Below are 26,100 nucleotides of genomic sequence, written 5' to 3' on the forward strand. Positions count from 1 at the left end.
AATACTGGAGTGAAGCCATTTAGAAATAGACAAAACTTTATATTATTTCATCTGTCAACTTGACAGGGCCTAGTGCAGTGACGACCGCGGTTTTTGCGGTTGGCACAGCCTCTATTCTTGTGGGAAAAATTTAGATTTGTGTGAGGAGCTTACTGGATGTGGATTACGAGAAGAAAGCAAAACTTAATTGCAATGTTCCGTAACCGTTAGACGTTAACTGCGACGATGCAAAGCTGAATTTTTAGTCTGGAGACGGTGCTTTTCCGACTCCAGACGACCGCCACAGCGGCCACGGCGAAGCACACCCGAAGCCCAGCCCGGACCCGGAGGCCAAACCCCACAACGCGGAGCCCCCACTGGTATACCTACACCAAGGACTCACGCTGCCGGACAGCGATAGTGGGAGTTATCACCATAATCCACAAGTGGTTGTGGACAACGTATGTTCGTATTCAAAATAATGTGGATGTCTGCGTGATTTGCGCTAGTTATCCCCAGAATAATCGATAAAAATTGCACGTGCAGAAAACTTAAACACCATGTCTGTGGACAACCAAAACACGCATATTTAACAATTTACCGCAGAAAAGTGTGAATTATTATTCAATGGTAGCGAAAATTGCTGTACAATAGAACCACTTTCAGAAAATCGATTAGTGAGGTGCACCATGGCAGAAATTACATTACAGCAGGCAAATATTAATGACTTGGCGGCCATTATGACCATCATCAACGGGGCAAAGGCACAACTGCGGGCTGCGGGTAGTCCGCAGTGGCAGGACGGGTACCCGAATGCTAACACGATTGGTAGTGACATTGCCGCTGGTGTGGTTCACTTGCTCACGGTGGATGGTAAAGTGGCGGGGACGGTTAGCTTGATTACCGCCGCCGAACCAACTTATGCGACCGTTGAAGGTGGAAGCTGGGCCAGACCGGATGCACCATACGCGACGATTCATCGGATTGCCATCAGTACAGATTTTGCCGGTCAGCACCTCGGGCATGTTTTCATGAAGCAAATTGTTGACTACGCACGGACACACAACATTAATAATCTGCGGCTGGACACCCACCGCCTTAACCAAGCGATGCAGCGGGTGGCCACGGCGGCGGGGTTCAAATTGCGCGGGACAATTTACATCACGCACGGAGAAGATCGGGCGCGTCTGGCTTACGAACTAAACCTGTAAAATTACTTGCAAACAGGCAGACTTGGTGACATACTATTCACCAATGTACGAAGTGGCCGCAGCGCAATGTGCCACTTTTCGACAAAATAAGGAACGACAGAGAGCGTTCTTTTTGGAGGTTAATTGAATATGCAAAAAACAGCAGTGCGCACTACTAACCAACTGTCACACGAGCAAAAACTCGTGATGGCATCGACGGCATCGGGATTTTCGCTTGAGAACATGGATATCATGTTCCTTTCGTTCGCGTTGACGCCAATCATTGCCGAACTCCACATTTCCAGTGGGGCGGCGGGCTTGATTGGCTCAATTACCAATGTCGGCATGTTGGTTGGTGGCGCGCTTTTTGGTCTTCTAGGGGACAAAATCGGCCGGGTCAAGACGTTCTCCCACACCATTCTGATCTTTGCGGTGGCAACGGCGCTCATGGCCTTTGCCAACAACATGTGGATGATTTACGTACTGCGGTTTCTCGCCGGGATTGGTGCCGGTGGTGAATACGGCGTCGGAATTGCGCTGATTGCTGAGTCGTTCAACCACGACCGCATTGGCCGCATGACGTCTGTGGCAGCCATTGGTGGGCAGATTGGGGCGATTATCGCGGCACTGGCGGCATCGTTCATTCTGCCGCTGTGGGGCTGGCATGCACTGTTTTTAATGGGTGTGCTGCCGGTTGTTTTGACCTTCTTTGTTCGTGAGCACCTGCACGAATCAGATGCGTTTCTTGCGGCCAAGAAGGAAGCAAAGGCAAAGCACGAGCGGGTTGCGTTTAGCGAATTGTTTAAGACGCCGCACCTTGCGACCCAGACACTGGGGCTTATGGTGATGACGATTGTCCAAATCGCCGGGTACTTTGGCCTCATGAACTGGTTGCCCGTCATCGTGCAAAAACAGCAGGGCCTGTCCGTTTCCGGTTCCGCGCTCTGGATGGTCGCGACCATCTGCGGCATGTGCCTGGGCATGGCGGTCTTTGGTAACATTCTCGACCACTTGGGTCCACGCGTTGCCTTTGGTCTTTTCTTAACCGCCAGTGCGCTCATCGTCTTTGCCATTACTATGGCTCGCTCGAGCGTTGTTCTGGTCGTGATTGGGGCGGTCGTCGGCTTTTGCTCCAACGGGATGTTCGGCGGGTACGGGGCCGTCATCAGCCAGCTCTACCCGGCACGCATCCGGTCCACGGCCAACAACGTTATCATGAACGTCGGACGGGCAATCGGCGGCTTTTCCTCCGTTGTCATTGGCGTACTGATGGACCACTACTCCCTCATGGTCACGATGGGTTTCCTGTCAGCGCTGTACATTATTTCGCTGATTACGATGCTCAGCCTGCCCGGATTGCGGAAGCTGACTCCCGCTAAGTAATGTTGCTGCCCGCGTTTGGGTAGTTTAGCGTTTGATCGCAAAAAAGGACCACGTCAAATTTTCATTGGCGTGGTCCTTTTACTATGCCCGAATGATGTTGCGGGTTGCTTCGATGATGCGTGCCGCGACCTCGGGGTTGTCCATTGTGTACAGGTGAATGCCATCAACGCCGTGTGCGAGCAGGTCGACGATTTGGTCGACCGCGTACGCGATGCCGGCGTCACGAAGCGCATCCGGCTTGTCGGCGAAGCGGTGCAAAACGCCCTGCAGCTTGGCGGGCAGGTTCACCCTAGCCATCTCCTGCATCCGCTTGGCCTGGGCTGCGGTCATGATGGGCATGATGCCGGCCTCGATGGGCACGTTGATACCTGCGAACTTGCAGCGGTCTTGGAACCGGAAGAACGCCTCATTGTCGAAGAACAGCTGGCTGATGAGCTCGCTGGTCCCGGCGTCAACCTTGATCTTCAGCGACTGGATATCGCTCAGGGCATCTGGTGATTCGGGATGGCCTTCTGGGTAGCAGGCCCCCGAAACGTTGAAGTCGCCCTTGCTCTTGATGTAGCGCACCAAGTCGCTGGCGTAGTGGAAGTCATCACTGACGCGACCGCCCTCGGGAATGTCACCGCGCAGGGCAAGGATGTTCTGAATGCCGGCATCTTCGGCCATGGCCAGGAAATTGTCGACGTCGGCCCTGGTCAACCGGGCGGCTGGCAGGTGCACGACAGATTCAGTCTGGTAACGTTCACGAATAATTTTGGCAATCCCAATTGTCGCCTTGGGTGCATCGGGGCCAGACCCGCGGTAGGTGACGGACACAAAGTCGGGATTTACTTCCTGCAGCACGTCCATCGTGGCACAGACGCGCTGCTCGGCGTTGGGACGGTTAAAATTTCGAGGCGGAAACACCTCAAAGGAAAATACCGGCCGGTCGCGTTTGAACAGTTCACTAGTTTTCATCGGCAAGCTCCTGGCGTACCTGCCGGGTGGCTTCCGTGAGGTTAATCAAGCTGGCCTTCGTTTCGGGTTCCTCACGGGTCTTCAGGCCGCAATCTGGGTTAACCCAAACGTGATCTGCGGGCACTTTGGCCAAAATCTTGTGGATGACGTCCTTGATCTCGTCAATTGATGGCACACGTGGTGAGTGGATGTCATAAACACCGGGGCCAACGTGGGTCTCGAAGTGGCTCGCCTGCAGGTCGTCCAGTAAGGTGAGCTCGCCGCGACTGGCTTCAAAACTAATCACGTCGGCATCTAGGTCGTCGATGGCCTTGATGATGTCCCCGAATTCGGAGTAGCACATGTGGGTGTGAATCTGGGTTTCCGGCTGAACCTTGCTTGCAACGAGGCGGAAGGCAGGGACGGCCCAGTCTAGGTACTTGCTGAACCAGTCGGACTTGCGCAGTGGCAGCTTTTCACGCAGTGCGGCTTCGTCAATCTGGATGATCTTGATGCCGTGCTTTTCAAGGTCGAGCACTTCATCCTGCAACGCCAGGGCAATTTGCTTGGTCGACAGCTCGCGGGAAATATCCTCACGGGGGAAGGACCAGTTGAGGATGGTTACGGGGCCGGTGAGCATGCCCTTCATGATGTGGTCCGTCTGACTCTGTGCGTACACGGAAGCGGCCACGGTGATTGGTTCGCGGCGGGAAACATCGCCCCAGATGATTGGGGGCTTAACCGCGCGCGTACCGTACGACTGCACCCAGGCGTTCTGGGTGAAGCGGAATCCATTCAGGTGTTCACCGAAGTATTCAACCATGTCGTTACGTTCGAATTCACCGTGAACGAGCACGTCCAGGCCGATTTCTTCCTGGAACTTGATCCAGCGACGGGTCTCGGCCTCGTTGAATGCGTCGTACTGCTCCTTGGTGATTTCACCCTTGCGCAGCTGACTGCGGTTTTTGCGGACGGCGGGGGACTGGGGGAAACTCCCAATCGTGGTCGTTGGCAGAATTGGCAGGTTGAACTTCTCGGCCTGGATGCGCAGGCGTTCCTTGCGTTCTGGCAGGCGCGTGTAGTCTTCCGGCTTCAAGGCGGCAATCTTGGCGTTTAGCGCCTTGTCTTCTTCGTAGCGTGGCTTGCTGAAGAGGGCAACGTTTTCGGTGTAGAGCGGGTTGTTCAAGTCAGTCTTGTCAATCTGATCCAGCTCGTGCAGTTCGGTCAATTTTTCTTCAGCAAATGCGAGGTACTGCTTCTCGTCAGCGGCTAGCTTGGTTTCGTTGCGCAGGGTGTATGGCACGTGCTGCAGGGAGCAGGAGGTGCTGAGAACGATTGGGGCGTCCGTGTGCTTCTTGATGCCGGTGAGCGTGGACAGCACCTTGGCGTAGTGGGCCTTCCAGATGTTCTTCCCGTTGATGACGCCGGCAAAGAGCGTCTTGTCGGCGGGAAACTTCACCTGATCCAGCACTTCCAAGTTGGTGCGGCCTTCAACGAAATCAAGACCAATGCCGTCGAAATTGAGGCCAACGAGGGTCTCAAGTGAGTCGCGCACGTCACCAAAGTAGGTTTGGACGAGAATCTTGAGGTCGCCCTTACCGGCGAGAATGCCGGCGTAGAGTTCGGTGAACAGGCCGAGCTCGGAGGCGGACTGGTCGTACACGAGTGCTGGTTCGTCAATTTGGAGCCATTTTGCGCCCAGCTCACTCAGGCGCTGTGCGATTTCGGTGTACGCCGTGATCAATGCTGCCGTGAATTCAGCAGGCTGTCTGCCGTCCAGGAAGCGGCCGAGACGCAGCAGTGTGTACGGGCCAACGATTACAGGGCGTGTGGTGATGCCTTCGCTCTGTGCTTCAACGAACTGGTCGAAAATCTTGGCGCCAACGAGCTTAATGTCGGTGTCCTTGTCGAATTCGGGCACGAGGTAGTGGTAGTTGGTGTTGAACCATTTCTTCATGGCCAGTGCCTTGACGTCACCGGCTGGGCCCTGGTAGCCACGTGCGAGTGCGAAGTATTCGTCAAGTGGGGACAGGCCGAGGTCCTTGTAGCGCTTGGGCACGATGTTCAGCAGTGTAGCCGCGTCAAGGGTCTGGTCGAAGAAGGAAAAGTCGTTGCTTGGAATTTCGTCGATTCCGGCGTTCTTGATGGTTGCCCAGTGCTTTGCCCGTAGTTCCTTGCCCTTGGCCTGCAACTCATCGGCGCTAATTGCCTTCTTGAAGTACTTCTGCGTTGCGAATTTCAATTCCCGTTTTTCCCCGATGCGGGGGTAGCCTACGATTGTGGTTGTCATATGTTGTTCTCCTTTATATAGAAAAGATGTCTGTCGTTGTGCGCAAAATAAAAAGTCCACGGCACGCAGCGAGATACTGCGCGCCATGGACGACGATTTGCCGGGGTGCCACCATGATTCAAGCAAGCCTTACAACTTGCTCCTTCGTGAGTTTGATGAGTGTTACGTGAATCAAACCCGGCCGCGATAATGGGCGGCACCCAGAGTTAGCTTGCAGTGCTCACTAACCCGGCTTCATCCAAGACCATCTTCGGTTCGTTCCAGTGCGGCTTTCCAGCTTCTGCCGCTCTCTATGACTGGGCGTGAACTTACTCATCTTGGCTTTGCGCTTAACTTGTTGACAATAGTTTAGGCGTAAAGCCGCGCCTGGTCAACGGTTTGGCTTAGTGGGTTTTAGGGTAGTTGGTTAAAGGCACTGCCTATAACAAGAAATGCTTACCGGTTTAACGCCTATGACAAACGGGGCGGTGCAATCTAAATTTAATAATCAGGAAGCGAAAACGCACGCACCCGCATAACTGCACGCAAGCGGTGGTGTCAATACACACTGTGGGCGGTAAAATCAGCCCGGATTTTCTCCCCCGAGTAGTGCCTTTTATGTTAGGATACTTGAGGTGCGTTTTTAGATAACGCGTACGGAAATATAATGTAAAGAGGGGCCATCATGGTGATTATTACAGCAGGGATGATTGGTGTCGGGAAGACGACCCTAACCGCCAAAATTTCCGACCATTTCGGGACGGAAGCATTTTTTGAACCAGTCGGAGATAATCCGGTATTGCCACTGTACTACAAGGACCCGAAAAACTACGGCTTCTTGCTCCAAATCTACTTTTTGAACCGGCGCTTTGCCATGATTAAAAAGGCGCTGTCCAATGACAACAACGTCCTTGACCGGTCCATCTACGAAGATGCCTTGTTCACGAAGGAAAACAACGCCGAGGGTAACATTTCAGACACCGAACTTGGCGTTTACCTTGAACTGCTCGACAAGATGATGGGTGAGCTTGACGAAATGCCAAAGAAGGCACCAGATCTGCTTGTCTACGCCGAAACTGATTTCGACACGATTCTGTACCGGATTAAGAAGCGCGGTCGCGATTACGAGCAATTCGACGACAATCCAGAACTGGAATCTTACTACTACAAGATGTGGTCCGCGTACAAGAAGTGGTTTGATGAATACGATGTTAGTCCCAAGATGAAAATCGACTTGCAGAAATACGATCTGGAAGACCCGAAGAACGTAGATATTGTTCTCGGCCAGATTGATGATGCACTGAAAGCCATCCGCTAAGTTAAAGGCGCCTCGCAACCGATGAACGGTTGTTGGGCGCTTTTTTTAAATCGGTAGTCTGTTGCTCATTTGGACCGGAATATTACTAATAAAGTTACGTTGCGGTGGTCCTAGCTGGCATGTACTCGTGTTGATTGCTGCATTACGTGTCGCGGGGCATTTTTTACTTTAGTGAATGATTGCTGGACATGTTGCGGCAAAACACACGGTACTGCGCGGCAATTAACCATCCAGAATGAGCCGCCGCAGTTTAGTGAAATAATTAGCCAATAAGATGGAACTCGCATATATTAGCAGAAATTGTACCGTTCGGCTTTTACACGTTCTTTTGACAACATTATGATGACATTGTTCATAGTTTACACATAATTTGTTAACTTTCGTGGTAAAATCAAGAGGTTGAAATGAAAACTGTTGATTGGGGATTGGACGCGCAGAGGCGAGACCACCCCCGAAGTTAAGGAGTGAAAAGATGACTCAAGCTACTGATTACATTGCACAAGTCGCCGCGGATCTTGCTAAGCGTGATCCTAACCAGCCAGAATTTCAGGAAGCTGTCAGCAACTTCCTCGGCACAATTACGCCCGTATTCGAGAAGCACCCCGAATACATTAAGGCGAACGTTTTGGGCCGGCTGACCGAACCAGAACGGGCTATTTCGTTCCAGGTGCCTTGGCAGGATGACGAGGGTAACCTGCGCATCAACCGCGGATTCCGGGTTCAGTTCAACTCCGCCATTGGCCCGTACAAGGGTGGCTTGCGTTTCCACCCATCCGTTAACCTGTCCATCATCAAGTTCCTTGGTTTTGAACAGATCTTTAAGAACAGTCTGACCGGTCTGCCAATCGGTGGGGGCAAGGGTGGTTCCGACTTCACGTCTAAGGGTAAAAGTGATGCCGAAATCATGCGCTTTTGCCAAAGCTTCATGATTGAGCTGCAGCGCCACATCGGTCTCGACATTGACGTGCCTGCCGGTGACATCGGGGTTGGGGGCCGCGAAATCGGCTACCTGTACGGAATGTACAAGCGGCTGCGCGGCGCCGAACGCGGCATTTTAACCGGTAAGGGCCTCAGCTTTGGTGGTTCCCTTGCCCGCACGGAAGCGACCGGTTACGGCCTGCTTTACTACACCCAGGCAATGCTTAAGGAAAACGACAAGGACATTACCGGTAAGCGCATCGTGATTTCCGGTGCCGGGAACGTGGCAATTTACGCCACCGAAAAGGCTGAACAGATGGGGGCGAAGGTGCTCACCGTGTCCGACTCCAACGGTTATGTTTATGATGAAAACGGGATTGACGTTGCCGTTTTGAAGGACGTCAAGGAAGTTCGCCGCGCCCGCCTGACCGAATACGCCAAGGCAGTGCCAAGTGCACAGTACCACGAGGGCTCCGTGTGGGACGCGGATCTGAAATACGACATCGCGCTTCCGTGTGCCACCCAAAATGAAATCAATGGCGACCAGGCCGCTAAGTTCAAGGCTGCCGGCGTCTTTGCGATTGCAGAAGGGGCGAACATGCCAAGCAACCCCGAAGCCATTGCCAGCTACAAGGCGAATGGAATCCTCTACGGGCCAGCGAAGGCCGCTAATGCCGGTGGGGTTGCCGTCTCCGCACTTGAAATGGGTCAGGATTCCCGGCGCATGGCCGACAGCTTTGACACCGTTGATGGCCAGCTGAAGGAAATCATGGAGAACCTGTTTGCCAACAGTGTGGCAGCTGCCAAGGAGTATGGGGTTGCCGGTGACTACCTGGCAGGATCCAACATTGCTGGGTTCGTGAAGGTTGCCGACGCGATGACCGCGCAGGGCTGGTAGAATATAGTCCGGGTAGCTGATGGGCGAAGACAACGACCAATCACCTTGGTGTCCGGCAGTAACCAAAATTAATTGAATGTTGATGGCTCACATTGAGGCTGCATTAGTGCTCCTAGATGTGAGCTTTTTTTGCCGGGAATTAACTCGAATGCACAGCATGTGTGGGTGGACACAAGCAAAAATATTTATCAGGTAATTACCTTATAGTGTAACTAGTTTTTTCGTTGGATATTTTGCGGGGAATATATGCAGATAATTCTAATTTCTTTTAAATAGGTATAACTTGGGGTGATGGGTATCGGATTTTTATTCGCACGTGATTAACTAATAACTTATGCTACTATCTTTTATTTAGGGCCTAGTTACGCGTAAGGACGATTTTGACCGCTTCTGCGCGGTTCTGTGGCCATTTTGTCGATAACGTGACTGATATTAGCGGAAGTTGTTGAGTAAACAAATCAATTAATTATTTTATACAAAATATTCGAAAATTAATTGCAAACATTTCGTTCGTGCTGTATATTAATCTTGTTGCGGGGAGTCTATCCGCAATCTAAAATTGAATTTATTTGCTCACCTCATCAACAAGCCGTCTACTAAAACGGTGATGAGGACGACCCGTCCACTGGGGCATTTTGCCTGCAGTGTTGACGGGGCTTTTTTATACTTTTGGGGAATTGGTTCACTTGAGCCAGGTAAGATGTGCTATTTATTCGAGGAGGAACTTCTGATGAAGAAGACCATTATGATGATTGTTACCGCTGCTGCTGCAGCGTTGGCTTTGAACGTTGTGGGGGGGCAGCAGGGTTTCTGCAGCAACGAAGCAGGACACGACTGCTAAAGTAACGTTGACTGCAGGTAAGAACTCAAATCATACGTATGGCATTATTTTGAAGTCTGCGCCAACTTACAAATTTGGTTCATTGGCACTTAAAGCTAGTGGTGATACTACTAAGACGGTTGCCGCTAAAACCGCTGTAACTGTTGAAAATCCTGGAATCGCTGCAACTTGGGCTGTTGGTGTCAAGATGGGTGCTTTCACTGGCTACACCGTTGAGGATGGCAATGAAGTAGCAAATGATGCGACGCTCACTGGTGCTACCTTGGACATTACTTCTACAGGTGTTACCAACACGACGACTACAGAAGATTCGCTGTTGCCAGTAGCAAAGTCGTTCACCTTAGCCGGAGATGGTCAGGGTGCAGCAAATGATGTATTGGTTGCAAGCAAGGCAGGCAGTGCATTCCAAGGCATTGGGACGACTAAAGAAACTACCTCAGCGACAATTACGGTTCCTGCTGGTAACGCTGCGGGTAACTACAAGGCTAACTTGACCTGGACACTTACTGCAGATCCTACGAGTGCTCTCGAAGTTACTCCTGAAGATGCAGCACAGTAACTCTTCAATTCAGTTGGCATACTCAAAGTCCACTGGTAAACTAAAGTAGAATAAGCGCATGGGGGCGTAAGCTGTCAGCAATTCTGGACTCGACTTCAGATGCGCGGGCCGGCGCCCTTTTTTATTGGCAAAGAGCGTGAAGCGGCCGCTAATTCAGTGAGATATGTGCCTAACGACTAGGCTTAGTGCTAGGTGCTTTACCGCCGCGCTGATGTCCACGTAATGATTGATAAAATTTCGGGGGAACCGTTAATGAAGAAACTAGTTACATCGATGCTCGCACTTGTTGCCGCATTACTTTTTATTCCCGGACACAAGGCGAATGCGGAGACGCTGCACTACAGCATTTCCGCCAATCTGCCGGAGAACCAGCTGAATACCAGCGCGTCCTACTTTGATTTGCTCGTGAAGCCCGGTAGCAGTCAGAACCTGAGCGTGGTGATTACCAATAGTGACACTAGGGCGCACAAGTACCGCGTATCAACGAACCGCTCCGAAACCAACACGAACGGGATTGTTGATTACAACAAGCACGGTAAAAAGCGGCCCAAGTCCTTAGCCCTGGACATTGAAGCGATGATGCCCAAGACGAGCAAGGTTACCGTGCCCGCCAAAAGCGCCCGGACCGTTTCACTCAAGCTAACCGTGCCGATGCAGCGCTTCAGCGGCGTATTGCTCGGCGGGATTCGCGTGGCGGAGCTCGATACAACAAGCGGCAATACAAGCAGCAAGGGCCTGACCCTGAAGAACAAGTTTGCCTACGTTCTGGGCCTGCAGCTGCGCGAAGACAAAGACGTTAGCGGCGTGAAACCTGACATGACGTTGAACAAGGTTGGCGCGACGCAGATCAACAACCGTAATTACATTTCCACCTATCTTGAGAACACCAAGCCAACCATCATGCGGGACGTCCGCGTGCGGGCAAAGGTTTACAAGGATGGTAGCTCAAGCGTGTTCGTCAAGAATGACAAGTCGGACATGATGATGGCGCCAAACTCGGTTTTTGCCTACCCAATTAACGCCAATGAATATCCGCTCAAGCCAGGTAATTACCGCGTGGTCGTTGACGCGTGGGCGGAAAACGCGAAGTACCACTGGCATTTTGCCAAGAGCTTTGTGATTTCCGCGGCGTTGGCTGATAACCTGAACAAGACCGCTGTTGATCAGAAGAAGCCGCAAATCAACTGGCTGCTCTACATCCTGATTGCGCTGGCCATTCTGATTTTCCTGATCCTGATTCTGATTATCATTCTGCTTCTGAAGCGGCGGAAGGATGATGACGAGCAGGGCCAGGCTAAGTAACAGTGGTGCATTATTGCTTGCTGGTTGCGCGGTAAGAAAAAATTATCAATTTATTTGTAAAACCCATTGCACATCCATAATTCTTGGAGTACGATAGGTTACGTAAATTAAGTTAAACATTGCTCACTCATATGTTAGTCCGTTAACGGCATTATGAGACGACCCGTGCGCATGCGAACTCCGCGATGCGTACGGGTTTCTTTACTTTAATAACTAAAATCCTTTCCCCCGAACCGGTTTTAGCTATTAAATTGGTTATGTAATCAAAACGTAATCAAGAACTTAATCGTCCGTATGATAAAAACGATAGATTGTTGTGTAACGCTCAAAAGAGTGGTTACATTTTAAAATTAAATAACAAGACTTGATGTCTAGACACGTTCTATTTGGCTTTTGCTAGGTGGATTGTGTCTATTTTTTATGTTATAAAGAAAACAGTTAATTGGGGAATAGTTTAGGAAATTGAATATCGCTTATTATCATAGACGGTTCGGGGGAAACGCATATGATCAACAAATCTTTACTGGGATTCTTTGTAATCGCAGCTGGTGCTGTCGTCGCTGCAGTTACGGGGAGTAACGTGCAGGAGACGCAGGCCGACACCACGACACAAGCGAGCGTTACGCTCACGATGCCCGCGGACAGCAAAATCGCCATCATTTCGATGCCAAACATCGACTTCGGCTCCACAGAAGTTTCGACTAGTGCAAAGAATGTTCAGGCAAAAAGCATCGATGCACCATTGTCAGTTGATAATCCTGGTTTTGCGACCGGGTGGGCAGTTGATGTGCAGGCCGGCGAATTTACTGACAGCAGTAAGAACGTTAATCTGCACGGTGCACAAATCAAGTTCACCGGCGCTAACGTTAAGCCACAAGTTGCAAGCAACGTGAGTGTTGCGCCTGTCGCACAAAGCGTCACCGTGGCTTCCGGTGCTGATGCACAGACACTGCTGAACGCGGACAAGGGGACCGGTGTTGGTGCGTTTGATGCCAACTTTGGCTCTGACAACGTTAGTCTCGACATTCCTTCTGGTAACGTCGAGGGGAGCTACTCCGCAAACCTGACGTGGACGCTGACGGATTCCGTGATGTAAAGATTTGGCAATAAGTGAATAATCACTGCACAGGTCAATAAGACAAGCAGTATGGATTACAGGAGGGTCAAGACGTAATTGTCTTGGCTTTTTTGTTGTCCCAGCCTTTTTGGAAGCGTTGACACGAATTGCCATGCACGTTAGTATTGCCGGTAGTTACGTAGGTCCACAAAACGTATTTATCTAGGAGGATGCTTATGACTTATGATGCAGCAGAAACGCGGTACGATACGATGCAGTACCGGCGTGTGGGGAAGAGCGGATTAAAATTGTCCGCGTTGTCACTGGGATTGTGGCACAACTTTGGTGACGTTGATCGGCTCGCCAACCAGCGGGCGATACTGCGGCGCGCGTTTGACTTAGGCATTACCTGTTTTGACATGGCCAATAACTACGGCCCCAGTGCCGGGTCTGCCGAGAGCAATTTTGGCACCATCTTCAAGGCTGACTTCAAACCGTACCGCGACGAATTGATTCTCACCTCGAAGGCTGGCTACACGATGTGGCCCGGACCGTACGGTGACTGGGGCTCACGCAAGAGCATCATCGCTAGTGCCAACCAGAGTCTCAAACGCACCGGACTTGAGTACTTCGACATCTTCTACACACACCGGCCAGACCCAGAAACGCCGGTTGAGGAGACCGCACTTGCTCTCGACCAACTGGTGCACCAGGGTAAGGCCCTGTACGTTGGCATTTCGAATTACTCACCGGCCCAAACGCACGCCATCACCGCCATCTTCAAGGACTTGAAGACGCCATACGTGGTCAGCCAAAACCGGTACAACATGTTTGACCGCACACCTGAAGAAAGTGGACTGTTTAAGACACTGGAAGAGGAAGGCCAGGGCGCGGTCGTCTTCAGTCCGCTGGCGCAGGGACTACTCACCGGTCGGTACCTGAATGGCATTCCTGAAGACTCACGGGCTAAGCGGAGTGATTCGAGTCACCTGTCAGTCGATCAGGTTGAGGCCAAGCTGGACAAGATTAAGGCCCTGAACGCAATTGCTGAAGGCCGCGGTCAGTCACTTGCAGATATGTCGCTAGCATGGGATCTGCGGCAAAAGCCGGTCGCGAGCGTCATCGTCGGGGTTAGTCGTGTTAGTCAGCTGGAGGACAACGTGAACGCCTTGAGTAAGCTCGACTTCACGGACGCAGACTTAGCCGCCATCGATAAGGTGCTGCGGGGATAAATACAAGAGTTAGCCCGGGTAAATACCGTCGTCACCGTCAATATTTGGTGCTGGCGGTGTTTTTTTGCCCCGGAATTAGTTACCGGCCTTAAGATGAGACTTCGGACCGAGTTTTTTTGCGCTGAGCACGGTACAATTAGGATATAGAAACTAGCGCGTAACTCGCGTCAAGGAGAGACTATTATGAAGAAAAATAATTCTACCTTCATCGGGGTGATTATTGCCGCAGTTGTCGTGATTATTGTCGGCGCCACCGGGATTGGCACGTACAACTCACTGGCAAAGGAAAATCAGACCGTTGAGGCGAAGTGGAGCCAGGTCGAAAACGTGATGCAGCGGCGGTATGACCTCATCCCTAACCTGGTTAATGCGGTTAAGGGCAGCATGAAGCAGGAACAAAAAGTCTTCACGGCTGTTGCTGATGCGCGCAAGGCGTACGGTAATGCTGATTCAACCAAGGCCAAGGCTAACGCTAACGCCAAACTGGACTCCAGTGTTGGCACGTTGATTAACGTTATCCGCGAAGATTACCCAGACCTCAAGAGTAACCAGCAGGTGCAGACGTTAATGACGCAGCTGGAAGGGTCCGAAAACCGCATTTCAGTTGAACGTAAACGGTACAACGAGGCGGTTGAGGATTACAACAAGGACGTCGTATCGTTCCCGAAGAACATTTTTGCCAACGCGATGGGCATGGGGCAGAAGGACTACTTCAAGGCTGATGCCAATGCAAGCAAGGCCCCAACCGTGGATCTTGACACCGACGACGGGAAGTAGGTGAGCGCATGCGCAAACTGCATGCTTTTGGACTCGCAGTTATTGCGGCGTTCCTCCTAATTATCGGGTTTGCGCCGGCGACCGTTCAGGCGGCATCTTTGCCAGCACGGCCGGACACCGATTACTATGACGCCATCAACCTGCTGGACGACACCACGCGGCAGCTAGTTGAGGATAAGAACCAGTATTATCAGTCAACTAAGCAAAAGCCCCAGGTGGTGCTCGCGGCCATTAAGTCAACTGGCGGGGACGACATCGATTCCTACGCCCCAGATTTGTTCAGCAAGTGGGGCATCGGGCAAAAGGGCAAGGAAAACGGGATTTTGATTCTCTTTGCCCGCAATGATGGTAACAACAATGTGCGGATTGAGGTTGGTTATGGCGCCGAAAGCTACATGACCGACGCGATATCCGGCCGGATTCTGCAAGATAACCTGAGTGACCTCAAGAGTAGTGACGACGCAAAGGTTAACGCCGGCTTGCGCAACGTCTTTAACTCGGTCACCACGATGGTGGACAAACACTACAAGTTCAAGGCCGACAGCAACACCATTTCCAATGCCAAGTACAACGAGTACCGCGGCCGGAGCCAATCTAGCAATGGTGGCAGTAGCCTAATTGGGCGAATCATGAAAGTTGTGATTGTGCTCATCGTGGTGCTTGTCATCCTCGGCGTCTTTAGCGGCGGTGGACGCGGCGGTCACGGTGGTGGCGGCAACGGCTGGCTGTGGTTCATTCTTGGTAGCCTCCTGAACTCTGGCGGCGGCCGGTACTACGGTGGCGGCTTCCACGACGATGACGATGACCACTTTGGCGGCGGCTTTGGTGGTGGTTTCGGCGGCGGTTCCGGCTTCGGTGGGGGCGGCGGCTTCGGCGGTGGTTCCTCCGGTGGCGGTGGCGCCAGCGTCTAACCAGCGGCGACGGATTGCTGGTTGACTCGTTAATGGTCGAGATCATTCCGCCAACAAGTTTTTCTTAGGAGTTTGCTCAATTGGAGCAGGCTCCTTTTTTAATGCGATGCGATTCAGCAATGTGCGGGTGCAGGGCTTGGCGCGGTCAAACTCCGGTTACCACTTAACGGAAATGTTTCATTGACACAACAAAGCATTGAATCCGGTTTCATGGAGGCGCTAGTGTAGTAAAATCACAGGTGATATCTATGAAGAGCGGGGTAAGGGCGATGATTGTAAGTAAAGGGCGTAACGTGATTGTTGCTGGATTAATGTTGGTTCTGCTGGCTGGCTGCTCCGTTAGCAAGAGCGATAAGAGCAGTTCAAGTAGCAGCCAAAAGAGCAGTAAGGTGGTAAAGTCCAGCAGTAAGGTGACACGAAGTAGCAGTAAGTCCGCCAGCAGTGCCGTGCAGGACGAACCCAAGACGCACGCAACGCTCAAGCTGACCTTTATGGGCGACAACACCCTGGGGACGGATCCGAAGTTCAACGCGTCAACCTCACTGCCAACGGTTTGGGCACAACACGGCAATGACCCGAGTTACTTTTTCCAGAACGTTGCCAGCTACTTTCGCAGTGATGATTTGACCGTGGCCAACTTGGAAACAACCTTGACGAATTCGAGTACCCAGAAGTTCAAGGGCACGGGCACCGTTTTCCACTTCAAGGGTAATCCCGGACTCGTGAAGGTGCTGACCGGTTCCAGCATCGAGGCCGTGACCGTCGCCAATAACCACATTTACGACTACGGGCAGCAGGGCTTTTCCGACACGATTGCCACGCTCAAGGCCGCGGGTGTCGGCTACACCGGCGAGGGTTACCAGTACGTGACCAAGATTAAGGGTGTGTTGGTTGGCATTCTGGGCTACCAGGGCTGGACCGCCACCAGCAGTGACCAGCACAAAATCAAAACGGACATCAAGAACCTCCGCAAGAAGGGGTGCCAAATTGTGATTCCGTATTTCCACTGGGGCATTGAACGCAGCCCGTACCCGAACGCCACCCAGACAACGCTGGCGCACACGGCAATTGATGCCGGCGCGGACATGGTGATTGGCTCGCACCCACACGTCATTGAATCCATGGAAAAATACAAGGGCAAGCTGATTGCTTACTCCATGAGCAATTTCTGCTTCGGCGGAAATAGCCACCCAAGTGACATGCGCTCCTTCATTCTCCAGGCGAACGTGACCGTTTCCGGGAGCAAGGTTAGCGCTGTTTCATTCCGCGCCATTCCGACCCGCATCTCGGCGACGGAGAGCTACAATAATTATCAACCAACGCCGTACACGGGTAGTAGCGCGGCGGCGGTGCTCAGTTACATGAACTCCCTGTCGCCAACGCTTCACGGCGCGATTAGGAGCCAGTTTACTGCCATTAAATAGAACAAGCGGTCAGCGCGCATGAGTGGAGTGCATTCGCGCAGGCCGCTTTTTCGTCTGGTGAAAAAGGCTCCATTGGGTATATGATGTAGGTGAAAATTAGTGGAGGTGGACGCGATGGAGTTCGATTATGCACACCAAAATGACTGGCCCCAGGTGGTGGGGCAGGCGCAGTCGCCGGTTGATCTAGAGATGGCAAATGCGCAGCCGGAGCGGTGGACGGGGTTGCACCCGGCGCTGCGCGGAACGGCCGCCCGGGCGACGAGGTATAACTTGCAGGTAACGGGTGGTGGGTTGACCGAAATCGGCGGACGCACCGCCAGCTTTGACCATCTGCATTTTCACTGCGGCGGCGAACACGCAACTAACGGCAAACGCGGCGTGATGGAAGCTCATTTTGTGCATCATTTCAGTGATGGGCAGGTTGTCGTCGTGGCGGTGCCGCTGATTATCGGTGCGCCTAGCCCGGTGCTGGGTGCCATCTTGGTGATGCCGGAAGAGCCAATCGATACGCCCATCGCGCTGAACGGCTTAATTCCAAATGGCGCGGACTGGTACCACTACCTGGGTTCGCTGACCACGCCACCGGTAATTGAGGGGGTCGCGTGGTACGTCTCCGCGCGGCCGCAAACCATTAGCGTGGAACAATTGGCCAGCTACCAGGCGCGTTTTCCGGAAGATAACCACCGGGAATTACAGCCGTTAAATGATCGGCCGGTATTGTTGCTACACCAATAGATACAATCGGGGCAGCGGCTTGAGGCTGACCGCGATGATTCAGGCAAACAAAAACGAGTCGGATTGCCCGGCTCGTTTTTTAGTGCAAATATTGTTACCGTTTTGCCCGGATAAAGGGGATGGTGATGACGAGGACGACGAGGCCCGCCACTGCGGCGATGATGTAGTAGCCGCTCATGTGGTTAACCACTTGGGCGAGATAGTCGGCAGCCACCAGCTGGAAGTCGCCGAACTTATCAATCTGGCTGGTAACCATCGGCAGGTTTTGGCCGAGCTGCAGCACGCCGAGCCCCAGCAGGCCGGCGAACATGCTGGCCCACCCGAGGTTGTGCAGGAACCGCGCGAACCCGGCGACAATTAAGAGCCAGATTGCACACAGCGCACCGATGACTACTAGCGGGATGGTCAGCGACTTCACGGCACTGCTTGCGTCCTGGTAGTAGGTGCGGGCCGCGGTCGTGCGCGTCGCGAGCTGGTTGTTGAAGTAGCTGTGCAACGTGTCGAGGACGGAGGTGGCAAGGGTTGCTGCGAGGGTGGCGCTCAGACCGCTGGTGCCGGTGCTAAACGCGTCCTTGACCGCGTTGTCCATGGCCGTAAAGTCAATCTGGTTGGTTGTGTTGGTGTAGACGTCGGCAACGGCGGTGGTCACGACCGATTTAGCGGTGGCCGTGCTGATTGCGCGGGACACAAGCGTGGTCGCACCGGGGATGTTCGTGAGGCTCCCGCCGACGTTTTTTTGTACCTGCGTGGTGATGCTGTTTAGATTATCGCCAGAGGTTAACGTCTTGGTTGTGAAGTCAGAACTCAGGATGGTTTGCTTAGCCCCGAAAATCCCAATTCCCATTGTGGCAACCAGGACGAGGAAGAAGGTGGCAAACCAGCGCTGCACCCGGTACTGCGGGCGTTTTTTGGAATACCCATAACTGGAACTAGTGGCACTTTTGCGGCGTGCATTGCGCCGACTCGTAACTTGCGGCATAGAAAGCCTCCTGGACTTTGGATTTATACTTTCATCTTAACGCATTTATTGGTGCGGCCGGGAAGGGTGCGCCTTAATTTTGGGAAAATTTACGGACGAAAATAACGAGATGTATGTTGTCCTAACGAATGTTTTCGACTAAAGTGGCATGAGGGTATTAAATACATAACGATTCGGTGCAGGATGGGGGTTAGCAAAATGAAATCATTAACGTCGGGAAGTCCCATGAAATTGGTAATCTGGTTCACGGTACCGCTGCTCATTGGTAACATGTTCCAGCAGCTGTACAGTTTCATGGATGCACTATTCGTGGGGCGGTTTATTGGCCTCAACGCGCTCGCGGCGGTTGGGGCCACCGGGAGTTTAACGTTTTTGGTCATTGGGTTTGCGCAGGGGGCCAGTTCCGGGCTCGCAATTCCAACGGCCCAGGCGTTTGGTGCGCGTGATGAAGCGGGGGTGCGGCGTAGTTTTGTCGCCAGCATCTGGATTGCCATTTTTGTTACCGTGGTCATCACCGCGCTGACTGCCGGGCTCACCATGCCCCTGTTGCAGGTGATGCAGACGCCGAGCAACATCATTGCGGATTCCGCCTCCTTCGTGCGCGTAATCTTCCTTGGGTTCGGCGCGTCCATGGCGTTTAACATGCTCAGTAACCAAATTCGTGCACTGGGTGACTCGCGGACGCCGCTGATTTTTTTGATTATTGCCTGCATCGTCAATATTGCGCTCGATTTTCTGTTTATTCTCGTGTTTAAGATGGGCGTGGCCGGTGCCGGGTGGGCAACGGTCACGGCGCAGGTGTTCTCGTCGCTTTGCTGTGTGTGGTACATCGGCAAGCGGATTCCGTACCTGCACCTGCGCAAACAGGACATGACCTTCGATTGGGCCGAAATCAAAAAGCAGCTGGGCATTAGTTTGCCCATGGGCTTTCAGATGTCCATCATTGCCATCGGGGCAGTTATCCTGCAGGTCATGCTCAACACGCTGGGCACCGATGCCGTTGCGGCGTACACCGCGGCGGGGCGGATTGACCAGCTGGCGACCATGCCCGCCGCCAGCTTTGGGGTGACCATGGCCACGTACGTCGCTCAGAACCTGGGGGCGCGGGAGTACGCGCGGATTCGCCAAGGGGTGCACCAGACCATGGCGCTGAACTGCGGGATTTCCGCGGTGCTGGGTGCGCTGATTATTCTCTTCAGTAAACAACTGATCGGTCTGTTTGTTGCTTCTGATCAAACGCACGTTATCAGCATGGCCCAGACTTACTTCCACTTTAACTCGAGCATGTACTGGTTCCTGGCCATTTTGTTTACGACCCGGTACACGCTCCAGGGCCTTGGCCAAACGGGCGTGCCAATGCTCGCCGGTTTGTTCGAGCTGATTATGCGTGTGATTGCCGGGATTGGCCTCGTGCCACTGCTTGGCTTTACCGGTGCCTCCATGGCCAACCCCTTGGCCTGGATTGGGTCCGTGGCGGTGCTGATTACGTCATACTTCCACACGATGAAGAAACTGAAGGCCAAGGAGCAACAACAAGAATTGGCGCGCGCCGGGGCGGCGGATGAGCCGAAATAATGAAGAAGCAGGAACTCGCGTAGTTCCTGTTTTTTGTGCTTGACCCTGACGTTACGTCAGCCCTTATCCTAATTAACGAGGTGATGACCATGCATTACAGCATTAGCGAATTTGCCGCACTAACCGGTGTGAGTGAGCGGACGCTGCGCTACTACCACGAGCGCGGACTGTTGCACCCCCACGTGGCGGCGAACGGCTACCGCGAGTTTACCAGCGGCGACGCGGATACGTTGCAACTAATTCGGTTTTACACGGCCGCGGGGTTCACGCTCACGGCTGTGGCGGATTTGCTGCGGCAGGATGCACCGGCGCGGGTGGCCGCCCTGCGCGAGCAGCGGTGCGCGCTGCAACGGCGGCAGGCAGAACTGACGGTGCTCATCGCCCAGGTGGACAGCACGATTGCCAATCAGGAGGAGCAGACAATGACGGATACGGAAAAATTTGCGGCGTTCAAACAGGACGCCCTGCGCAAGAATGACGAGCAGTACGGAGAAGAGGTTGCGGCTAGGTGGGGTGCGGTCGCAAAACAGGAGGGCGACACGCACTTTGCCAATCTGGATGCAGCCACGTTTGCACGGAGCCAGGAGGTCGAAGGGCAGCTAGCTGCGGCGTTGCGCGCGGCCCTTTCGAACGAAGCGGATCCAGCCAGTGCGGCAGGCCAGGAAGTGTATGCGTTGCACCGGGAGTGGCTGACCATCATGTGGCCCCACTACACGGCGGCCATGCACCGCGGGCTTGCGGACATGTACGCCGCCGACAGCAGGTTTACCGACTATTACGACAAGCTGGCGGGCGTCGGCGCCGGTCAGTGGCTCATTGCGGCGGTGCGCAATTTTGCGCGATAGGTTTTGGCATTTGCGTTAATCTGGTAAAAGACGGTGCGGCAAATTTTGACCGGCCGTTTTTTGTTTGGGCACGCGGCGGCTAATCGCGAATTTTGCCACCGCCGAATTGACAGAGTAATTAATGCGTAACAGACGCTGGCGGCGGGTCCTGATATACTGTTGGTAGTACTTTATCCTAAAAGCCACCACAATATACACTCGGAGGTAATCATGCTCGAACAATCATACTTGGATTTAGCCCGCACCATTTTGGACACTGGCCACTACAAGGGTGACCGCACCGGCACCGGCACGTACAGTATCTTTGGTTACCAAATGCGCTTTGACCTGAGCGAAGGTTTCCCCATTTTGACGACCAAGAAGGTACCGTTCGGGCTCATCAAGAGTGAACTGCTGTGGTTCTTGCGCGGTGACACCAACATCCGGTTCTTGCTCCAGCACAAGAACCACATTTGGGACGAGTGGGCGTTTAAAAAGTGGATTGAATCAAGTGAGTACACCGGCCCCGACATGACCGACTTCGGACGCCGCAGCCTGGTGGATCAGCAGTTCGCCAAGGATTACCAGGAGCAGAAGGCCATTTTTGACGACCGCATCCTAAACGACGATGACTTTGCGGCCAAGTACGGCGACCTCGGGCTGGTTTACGGCAGTCAGTGGCGCGCTTGGCGGACAAGTAACGGTAGCACGATTGACCAGCTGGGTAATGTCATTGAAGAAATCAAACGTAATCCGAACTCACGCCGGCTGATTGTCTCTGCGTGGAATCCCGAGGACGTGCCAACCATGGCCTTGCCGCCGTGCCACACGATGTTCCAGTTCTACGTGAACGACGGCAAACTGTCGCTACAACTGTACCAGCGGTCGGGGGATGTATTCCTCGGCGTACCGTTCAACATTGCCAGCTACGCACTGTTGCTGTCGATGGTGGCGCAGGTCACGGGGTTGCAGGTGGGCGAATTCATCCACACGCTGGGGGATGCGCACATCTACAGCAACCACCTGGAGCAGGTCAAAGAGCAGCTCGGGCGCACCCCGCACGCGGCACCAAAATTGTGGCTCAATCCCGACAAGCACGACCTAATGGACTTTGAGATGAAGGACATCAAGCTGATTGATTACACGAGCGAACCGGCAATTAAGGCGCCAGTTGCCGTCTGATTACTCCGGTGTCGATGCCAACTGCTGTGGACAAACATTTGTGGAGGAAACACATGATTGCCTATATTTGGGCGCAAGACGTGAACGGGATTATCGGCAATAACGGCACCTTGCCCTGGCGGCTGCCCGATGACCTGCAGTATTTCAAGCAACAGACCCTTGGCCAAATTGTGGTCATGGGGCGCAAGACCTTCACCGGCATGGGTAGTCGGCCGCTTCCCCGACGCACCAACGTGGTGCTCACGCGGCAAGATGACTTTACCGCCGGCGACCACGTGACGGTGTTGCACGATAAAGCTGGTGTGCTGGCGTTTGCCGAGGAGCGCCCGGACCAGGACCTGATGATTATCGGTGGTGCGGAGATTTTTCGCCTGTTTGCTGACGTGGTGGATACGCTTTACGTGACGCGGATTGCCGGTGCGTTCAGCGGCGACACCAGGATGCCCGCACTGCCTTGGCCGCAGTTCGACCAAATCAGCGCGCACACGGTGGTCAACGTTGATCTCGCACTGACGCACACGTTTGAGGTATGGACCAAAAATTTGTAAGAACAAATCTAGAATAATCTGTTGCGTTTTTGCGTAATGGTTATTTATTTAATTGTTGCCGTGCCTGCAACGTAGGCTGGTGTACGTTAACAACGTCGTGGCGATGCCCAAGGGTATCGCCGCGGCGTTTTTTGTATAGCTCTAAACTAGTGATAAAATTACAGTAGGATTAGGGGATTGGTGAGTGGCCAGTGCATAAAAGAACATTTAGCACTCTGAAAATTTGCGGATTTGTCGTTATTATTTTCTTCGTGTACATATTATTCAAACAACTGAACGATTTGACGGGTTACGCCGCGGACGATTACCTGTATCACTTCTTTTTCCAAGGAGAGATGTCCGCTAAGCACGTGCGGAACATCAACAACCTGCTGGACTTGGTGCAGTCAATTCAGAACCACACCCGCATCAATAACGGGCGCTTCGTTGCGCACATCGGCGTGCAGATTTTCATGCAGCTGCCGAAAGCGGTGTTCAACGTGGCCAACTCAGTCGTATTTGTGTTGGTTGGGCTGTTAATTGACCTGCACGTGTTTGGCCACTTGCGGCGCCTGCGCGTGGGTTACCTCGCGCTCACCTACGCGCTGATGTGGCTGTTCTTGCCGGATTACGGGAGCTCAATCCTGTGGCTGTCCGGCGGCTTTAACTACCTCTGGATGGTGCTGATTTATCTGACGTTCCTGCTGCCGTACCGGTTTAACTACCATGCGCGGCATCCGCGTCTCATGTTTGCAGGCATGATTGTGCTCGGTTTTCTGACCGGGGCAACCAACGAGAACGTGGCGCCGGTAACGTTGTTTGTGGCGTTTGCCTTCACTCTGTTTGATTGGCATGATGGTCAGCTTGCCTGGAAGTGGGCCGGCGGGCTTGCTGGCGTGGAGGGCTTTTTGATCCTCGTGCGGTCCGGGATGAACCAAATTGCTAAACGCGGGGATAATCAGTTTGCCGTGGGTGAAATTGTGCGGCAGGCCGGGAAGTATTCGGGCACCATCTTGTTGGTGTTCTGGCTACTCGCGGTGTACCTGTTTATCCAGCACCACCGCAATGGCCACGTGTTTAGCTGGCACATGCAACGCACCTACCTCACTGGGATTTTGTGTACGGTCGGCGGCATGCTCGGCATCGTCGCCCTCGTGGTCTCACCGGAAATTGTCAGCCGGAATTTCTTTGGCCCCAACATTTACTTCATCCTCGGGCTGCTCTGTTTACTCGCCGACCACGCTGAGCTGCGGGCGGGGTCCTGGCTGGCGCGGTTGTTGCCGTTCCTCGCCGCGCTTGGCATCGGTTTTATGACCATTCCCAGCTACGACGCGGCGGTGCGGTCCAATTACGCGTCTTACCGTTATTGGCTCACGGGTGACACGATTGCGCGGCGGGATGCAGCACGCGGCATCATGAATGTTTCGGTGCCGGGGATGCCACCAGCGGTCAACAACCACAACGTATATCTAACGCAAACGTACGTTGCAAATGGTGATCCGCAGAAACAGTGGTTCAACGTGTGGATGGCTAAATATTACGGGGTTAAGACCGTCAGCATCGACAACTCCATCAGGCCGGTGCGCGTCCCCATCAACAAACGCGGCATCACCTGGCGCACCTACCAGGCGTTGAACCACCTCTACGCCGCAGTTACTGGCCAGTTGCAGGGACACGCGGTGCACGCCGCGACCGCTATGCGCACGGCATACTTGCAGTACGTTGATCCAAGTGGCCGGCAGGTAGGTACTGAACCCATCAGCGGCAACGTGGGCACCACCTTTGACATCAGTCACGCGTCCGTTTCTGGCTACTCCACACTGCCCGGCAACCCGCAGCGTTACCGGTTTACGGCAGCGAAGCGCCAGACGGTCACCATTTTCGTCCGGCCACAAGCCGCAATGCACATGGCGACGCTGCGTTACACTGTCCGCAAAACTGGTCGGGTCGTGGGCACCGAGCGCATCAGCGGCCAGGCGGGGCACGCCTTTGATATCAGTCACGCCGCCGTCCGCGGGTACGCCACCGAAGCCAGCAATCCGGATACGTACCGATTCACGAGCGCGCGGGTGCAGGACGTCACCATTTGGGTGCGGCCGGCGCAGCAGGGGGTCATGCTGTCTTACCGCGACGGGCACACCCAAGTTGGACAGCAGTATTTCAAGGCCCGCACCGGTTCTGTGGTGCGGGTCGTGGCGCCAGTCGGCTATAAGCTGGCAAGCGGTGAACGTTCGCACTACACGGTGCCGGCCCGGGGATTGGGCACCGTGAATGTGCAGGTTGTGCGCAAACCGCTTGTGCAGCAGCTGTTCAGTAGCGCGGCGCTGCGGTGGGTCCTCGCGATTGCTGCGGTCTTCATTATTTGGGACCAGTGGGTGGCGGCGCGCCAAGAACGCCGCGCATGACACGTTTTAAGTTAACGATTAACTATTGGGGAAAATAGCGACGGTTAGGTTTGCTGTCAGGGGGATTACATGCTGATTCTATTGACGAGACGGTTATTCATAGCGGCACTGGTATTACTCGCGGTGTTTGCGATAACCATTGTGGTTTATTATTATCACTCACGCATTCGGACCAAAAATTACCTAGCGAAGACCCAGGCGGAGCTGCGTTACTTCATTCAGCGGCAGGTCGACGAAAATGGGCAGACCACCGGCTACGAATGTTTGCTGCGGGAAAAGAACGCGGAAGGCAAGTGGGTGTTGCCCCACCACCTTGCGACCCTGCCTTTGCAGCGGGTGGTGGGCCTGCTCACGGAAACTTTTGACTCATTGCCCACAGGTGATTCGGCGCTGCGGCTGTCCATCAACCTTGAGTATGAGCAGATTATCAGCCCGGAATTCGATTACTTTGTGCGCTGGGCAATTTCCCGCATCACGCCGCTGCTCCTGACGGTGGAGCTGACCGTGGACAGTGACCGGCGCTACTGGCAGCGGCCGACGTTCTTGCGGCACATCCGGCAGGCGCGGACTTACGGGATGCACTTTGCCGTCGACAACGTAGGCGCGGATAACTCCGCCCTCAGCAGCATTCAGTGGATGTTGCCTGTGGTGGACGTGCTTAAGTGTCAGATGCGCAGTTTCCGCAAGCTCGACGGTAAGTGGCTGGACCTCAACCTGCAGTTTTGGCGCGAGTTTGCCCTTGAACGCCACATCGAGCTGGTACTCCTGGGGATCGAAAACGAGCAGGATGCGGCACTGGCCAAACAATTGGACATTGATCTGCGGCAGGGCTACCTGTTTGGCCACCCAGAAAACGTCGACCAGCCGGCGGTTGCGGAG

The 26,100-nt window shown here is 53.6% G+C and carries 20 protein-coding genes and 1 pseudogene; 18 read left to right on the plus strand and 3 right to left on the minus strand.

Annotated features, from left to right (window positions below; translation table 11 throughout):
- The first annotated feature begins 668 nt into the window (after positions 1 to 668).
- Both EKN00_RS01585 and EKN00_RS01590 read left to right on the plus strand, forming a co-directional pair.
- Positions 669 to 1,190, plus strand: coding sequence for a GNAT family N-acetyltransferase (locus EKN00_RS01585; RefSeq protein ID WP_127848392.1), 522 nt, complete (start codon positions 669 to 671; stop codon positions 1,188 to 1,190).
- Between the two features lie 129 nt (positions 1,191 to 1,319).
- Positions 1,320 to 2,552 (plus strand): MFS transporter, encoded by a 1,233-nt coding sequence (locus EKN00_RS01590; RefSeq protein ID WP_127848393.1) that lies wholly within the window; start codon positions 1,320 to 1,322, stop codon positions 2,550 to 2,552.
- 81 nt (positions 2,553 to 2,633) lie between these two features.
- Here EKN00_RS01590 and metF read toward each other — a convergent pair whose 3' ends face one another.
- Entirely contained in the window at positions 2,634 to 3,509 is an 876-nt protein-coding gene (gene metF / locus EKN00_RS01595; protein ID WP_127848394.1) for a methylenetetrahydrofolate reductase [NAD(P)H], read from the minus strand.
- Complete coding sequence (gene metE / locus EKN00_RS01600; RefSeq protein WP_127848395.1) at positions 3,499 to 5,778, minus strand: 5-methyltetrahydropteroyltriglutamate--homocysteine S-methyltransferase; 2,280 nt, start codon at positions 5,776 to 5,778, stop codon at positions 3,499 to 3,501. The genes metF and metE overlap by 11 nt, the downstream gene beginning before the upstream one ends.
- A gap of 664 nt (positions 5,779 to 6,442) precedes the next feature.
- On the opposite strand from metE, the gene EKN00_RS01605 reads away from it, so the two are divergent.
- The 10 genes from EKN00_RS01605 (at position 6,443) to EKN00_RS01650 (ending at position 17,729) form a co-directional block, all read left to right on the plus strand.
- Complete coding sequence (locus tag EKN00_RS01605; RefSeq protein ID WP_127848396.1) at positions 6,443 to 7,075, plus strand: deoxynucleoside kinase; 633 nt, start codon at positions 6,443 to 6,445, stop codon at positions 7,073 to 7,075.
- 472 nt (positions 7,076 to 7,547) lie between these two features.
- Positions 7,548 to 8,891: an NADP-specific glutamate dehydrogenase gene (gene gdhA, locus EKN00_RS01610; RefSeq protein WP_127848397.1), complete on the plus strand. Its 1,344-nt coding sequence runs from the start codon at positions 7,548 to 7,550 to the stop codon at positions 8,889 to 8,891.
- An 890-nt stretch (positions 8,892 to 9,781) separates the two neighbouring features.
- Positions 9,782 to 10,291, plus strand: coding sequence for a WxL domain-containing protein (locus EKN00_RS01615; RefSeq protein ID WP_338323180.1), 510 nt, complete (start codon positions 9,782 to 9,784; stop codon positions 10,289 to 10,291).
- A 252-nt stretch (positions 10,292 to 10,543) separates the two neighbouring features.
- Positions 10,544 to 11,593, plus strand: a complete 1,050-nt coding sequence (locus EKN00_RS01620) for a WxLIP family cell surface protein (RefSeq protein ID WP_164847988.1) — start codon at positions 10,544 to 10,546, stop codon at positions 11,591 to 11,593.
- Between the two features lie 505 nt (positions 11,594 to 12,098).
- Positions 12,099 to 12,689, plus strand: a complete 591-nt coding sequence (locus tag EKN00_RS01625; protein WP_127848400.1) for a WxL domain-containing protein — start codon at positions 12,099 to 12,101, stop codon at positions 12,687 to 12,689.
- 197 nt (positions 12,690 to 12,886) lie between these two features.
- Positions 12,887 to 13,882 (plus strand): aldo/keto reductase, encoded by a 996-nt coding sequence (locus EKN00_RS01630; RefSeq protein WP_127848401.1) that lies wholly within the window; start codon positions 12,887 to 12,889, stop codon positions 13,880 to 13,882.
- A gap of 183 nt (positions 13,883 to 14,065) precedes the next feature.
- Positions 14,066 to 14,659 carry a LemA family protein gene (locus EKN00_RS01635; RefSeq protein ID WP_127848402.1) on the plus strand — a complete coding sequence of 198 codons (594 nt, stop codon included), beginning with the start codon at positions 14,066 to 14,068 and terminating at the stop codon, positions 14,657 to 14,659.
- Positions 14,660 to 14,667: 8 nt separating this feature from the next.
- Entirely contained in the window at positions 14,668 to 15,570 is a 903-nt protein-coding gene (locus EKN00_RS01640; protein WP_127848403.1) for a TPM domain-containing protein, read from the plus strand.
- A 269-nt stretch (positions 15,571 to 15,839) separates the two neighbouring features.
- Positions 15,840 to 16,994: a CapA family protein gene (locus tag EKN00_RS01645; protein ID WP_127848404.1), complete on the plus strand. Its 1,155-nt coding sequence runs from the start codon at positions 15,840 to 15,842 to the stop codon at positions 16,992 to 16,994.
- A gap of 114 nt (positions 16,995 to 17,108) precedes the next feature.
- On the plus strand, positions 17,109 to 17,729 hold the full coding sequence (locus EKN00_RS01650) for a carbonic anhydrase family protein (protein WP_127848405.1): 621 nt from the start codon (positions 17,109 to 17,111) through the stop codon (positions 17,727 to 17,729).
- Positions 17,730 to 17,823: 94 nt separating this feature from the next.
- Here the strand turns inward: EKN00_RS01650 and EKN00_RS01655 are convergent, their stop codons facing one another.
- Positions 17,824 to 18,708, minus strand: a complete 885-nt coding sequence (locus tag EKN00_RS01655) for a hypothetical protein (protein ID WP_127848406.1) — start codon at positions 18,706 to 18,708, stop codon at positions 17,824 to 17,826.
- A gap of 198 nt (positions 18,709 to 18,906) precedes the next feature.
- Between EKN00_RS01655 and EKN00_RS01660 the strand changes: the two genes are divergently transcribed.
- From EKN00_RS01660 to EKN00_RS01685, 6 genes and pseudogenes are all read left to right on the plus strand, one after another.
- A complete protein-coding gene (locus tag EKN00_RS01660) occupies positions 18,907 to 20,283 on the plus strand; it encodes an MATE family efflux transporter (protein WP_127848407.1) in 1,377 nt (458 codons plus the stop codon).
- Positions 20,284 to 20,372: 89 nt separating this feature from the next.
- Positions 20,373 to 21,128 carry a MerR family transcriptional regulator gene (locus EKN00_RS01665; RefSeq protein WP_164847989.1) on the plus strand — a complete coding sequence of 252 codons (756 nt, stop codon included), beginning with the start codon at positions 20,373 to 20,375 and terminating at the stop codon, positions 21,126 to 21,128.
- Between the two features lie 210 nt (positions 21,129 to 21,338).
- Positions 21,339 to 22,289, plus strand: a complete 951-nt coding sequence (locus EKN00_RS01670; RefSeq protein ID WP_127848409.1) for a thymidylate synthase — start codon at positions 21,339 to 21,341, stop codon at positions 22,287 to 22,289.
- A 53-nt stretch (positions 22,290 to 22,342) separates the two neighbouring features.
- Positions 22,343 to 22,837, plus strand: a complete 495-nt coding sequence (locus EKN00_RS01675; protein WP_127848410.1) for a dihydrofolate reductase — start codon at positions 22,343 to 22,345, stop codon at positions 22,835 to 22,837.
- 191 nt (positions 22,838 to 23,028) lie between these two features.
- The gene (locus tag EKN00_RS01680) at positions 23,029 to 25,221 is read left to right on the plus strand and encodes a DUF3329 domain-containing protein (RefSeq protein WP_127848411.1); all 2,193 of its coding nucleotides are present in this window, start codon (positions 23,029 to 23,031) and stop codon (positions 25,219 to 25,221) included.
- A 69-nt stretch (positions 25,222 to 25,290) separates the two neighbouring features.
- Positions 25,291 to 26,058: pseudogene (locus tag EKN00_RS01685) on the plus strand (EAL domain-containing protein); the annotation flags it as partial.
- Positions 26,059 to 26,100: the final 42 nt, after the last annotated feature.

The sequence above is a fragment of the Lacticaseibacillus hulanensis genome (genome assembly GCF_004010095.1).
Taxonomy (GTDB): Bacteria; Bacillota; Bacilli; order Lactobacillales; family Lactobacillaceae; genus Lacticaseibacillus; species Lacticaseibacillus hulanensis.